At 39.9% G+C, this 2,606-nt stretch carries 5 protein-coding genes; all 5 read right to left on the bottom strand.

Annotated elements, in window-relative coordinates:
* Positions 1 to 248 precede the first annotated feature (248 nt).
* Entirely contained in the window at positions 249 to 482 is a 234-nt protein-coding gene (locus O9290_RS27360; protein ID WP_002760308.1) for a DUF2283 domain-containing protein, read from the bottom strand.
* Between the two features lie 539 nt (positions 483 to 1,021).
* On the bottom strand, positions 1,022 to 1,276 hold the full coding sequence (locus O9290_RS27365; protein ID WP_223213016.1) for a type II toxin-antitoxin system PemK/MazF family toxin: 255 nt from the start codon (positions 1,274 to 1,276) through the stop codon (positions 1,022 to 1,024).
* Positions 1,263 to 1,469: a hypothetical protein gene (locus O9290_RS27370; RefSeq protein ID WP_002760310.1), complete on the bottom strand. Its 207-nt coding sequence runs from the start codon at positions 1,467 to 1,469 to the stop codon at positions 1,263 to 1,265. The genes O9290_RS27365 and O9290_RS27370 overlap by 14 nt, the downstream gene beginning before the upstream one ends.
* A gap of 310 nt (positions 1,470 to 1,779) precedes the next feature.
* Entirely contained in the window at positions 1,780 to 2,025 is a 246-nt protein-coding gene (locus O9290_RS27375) for a DUF2442 domain-containing protein (RefSeq protein ID WP_043997139.1), read from the bottom strand.
* Positions 2,026 to 2,032: 7 nt separating this feature from the next.
* A complete protein-coding gene (locus O9290_RS27380) occupies positions 2,033 to 2,272 on the bottom strand; it encodes a DUF4160 domain-containing protein (protein ID WP_002760312.1) in 240 nt (79 codons plus the stop codon).
* Between the last annotated feature and the right edge of the window lie 334 nt (positions 2,273 to 2,606).

Raw genomic sequence — 2,606 nt, forward strand, 5'->3', positions numbered from 1 at the left:
TAAGGGATGGAACCCTTATAGAGAAAGGCATTGCTTCGATTTTGGCCAATTGTTTTCTATCTAGAGCGAACTAATCAATTAAGTCTCTTGCCAGATAAGGATTTAGTCGATTTATGCCCCCCTATCGAACCATACCAAGTAACGAAGAACCATATTTTTATAATATTACGTTACGCCATGCCGACCAATCTTGCCGTTGCTTGAACTGTCAAAACAGTGCGATCGCCGATTGCGTAGGGTGTGTCCCATTATCCGACTAATCGAAAAGCAGCACCAATCGGCAATTGTAACGGTAAGGATTGATTCCAGCGTTTCGAGAAAAACAAAATCTCCAAATTCTCAATCTCCCCAGAAGTCGGATTTAGACGAGCGACAATTTCATCCCCAATCTCCTCCGACTCTTGATCTGCATAAGGAGAACAGACATCTATATAAAGAATATCTCCCGTCGGGTCATAGCGAAAAGTTAGATTTTTTTCCATACCATTAGACCTCGACCTAATATTATCTCAAGACCAAAAGTCTTTCTAGTTAAGGAATCTACCCGAATAAAAATTATTTTAATTGCCTCATATTTTTTCAGTGAAATTGAATTAGCAACGATAGATATACATTTCAGTCATCGAACTACTTAATTAGTACACAAGCTAAAAGCAAGCTGTGACTGGGTTATAATTTTTGAAGATGTCTATTATTCCCCCTGTAATTTTTCGGGCTGTGTATATGGTCACGATCCAATGACGACTAAGAGCAGATTGGGAAACCACCACCACAATTAAAAATCGTCCCGTCCGAATCGTTGAAAACCACTTAGAAAATAACAACGCCTTTTCATCGCAATCGCTAGAACGGATTAAATCTGGATCGGCTAAAGTCTGGGCTAATTGCTCCTCATCCAGTGCGATCGCCCTCTTCTTGTTAATTAAACTTTAAAACCGCGATCGTCTAAAATTGAGGTTTAATATAATCGTCCCAAACTTTAAGTAGATGGACAGCATCTTCATTTGAAATCCTTCCCAATTTAGCAAGCAGTAAGTTTTTTTTCCAAGCAATCAAGACGGGATAAACGTACAGTAGAGGGAACCCTCAAACCACTATTGGCCCAATCTTTTAATAATATGTCTGTTTGTGTTCGGGGCATTGCTGAGGTCACTGCCGTTACAATAACGTCATCTCCATCAACCCAAAGAATCAACACAGGTCTTTTTTTTGATGATGTACCATCAGTAAATAGAATTTTGGCAACCCAGAACTCACCTCCTTTAATAATCGTCATATAAACCTTCGTCTTCTGGGGCATAACTATTCAAAAAAGAAGAATGAAGGCGATCGCTAACTAAGGTTTTGGGCTGAATAGTAATCACCCACTTCCCTTTACCAATTCCTTGCACAATAGAACTGGGAAGATTGAGTTGCTCCCCTTCTTCAATTTCTACTTCAAAAGCTAATTTTAATAACTGATTTTTCATAAAGCAAAAGCACCTATAATATTGGAGATATTAGCACAGCGCGTAGAAGCATCAGCGATCGCCATCATCAAAAGTGAAAATGACTCGGCTTTGCAATAAAGCATAAGCTAACTGTTCCTCATCAGAAGCCCCAATCAGTCCTTCCTCTGAAGAGATTGTAACATCAATCCCTCACATTCTTAAACCTTTGGTGATCGCCTTAGAAACCCTTTCATCCAGTGCGATCACTATCTTCTTGTTAATTAAACTTTAAAACAGTGCGATCGCCTACGCCAACCCATCCTACAATTGCTTGAACTATCAAAACAGATTAGAAAGGCGGTAACTGAAAATGACCAGCGACAATTCCAGGAACGGTAATATCCTCATCTAATTCTTCCCACCGTAGAGCATAGCCGTTGACTTCAACCTTAACCGCCGCCAATTGCTCATTCGTTGCTTGTTTCAAAATGCGGAAGCGATCACTAGGAAAACCGATAATACGTCCATCACTGAGTTCAACGTATATCATGCGTTCTTCTGCCCAGGCTCGAATGGCGGCAGGCTCAACAGTCATTATAGGATTAATGTTTGTGGAAATCACGATAAGCACTCCTTAAAAGGTCTTGATTTTTATAAACTAGCCTCTCTACTTCCCGTAGCTCATGGGAAGGAATACCACGATTGGAAGCTAAAATGATTATCGGTTCAAGCCAAAATTTACATTCACCATCAGGAGAACGTACATGAATATGTAGCGGTTCGGAACCTTCATCGGAATAGAAGTGAAACCGAAAATGTCCAATTCTAATGACCGTTGGCATTCAGTGAAATTCGTAATCATTGAGAGTTGCTGGTTCTTTATTATAGTCGGAAATTGTAGCGATCATTGTCGCACGCCAATCAGACCGATAAGGACTTTCAGAGCGCTCGCCAATCGCGTAGGGTGCAATTAACGCACCTTTTTATTTTTATTGGCTTATTATATGCGTTCTTTATCGAAAGCCTCAATTAATAGGCTCTTCTGGTTTCTGTGTGGAAACGAGGTCTATACTGATAGTTTATTTAACCAAATAGTCCTAAAAGTCTTTCCCAGTAAACATTTCACGATTTCATAAGCAAAAATTATCACACAAAGTCGAGAAGAGCCTGACGGCT

It is taken from the genome of Microcystis sp. LE19-41.2A (genome assembly GCF_027530405.1).
Lineage (GTDB): Bacteria > Cyanobacteriota > Cyanobacteriia > Cyanobacteriales > Microcystaceae > Microcystis > Microcystis aeruginosa.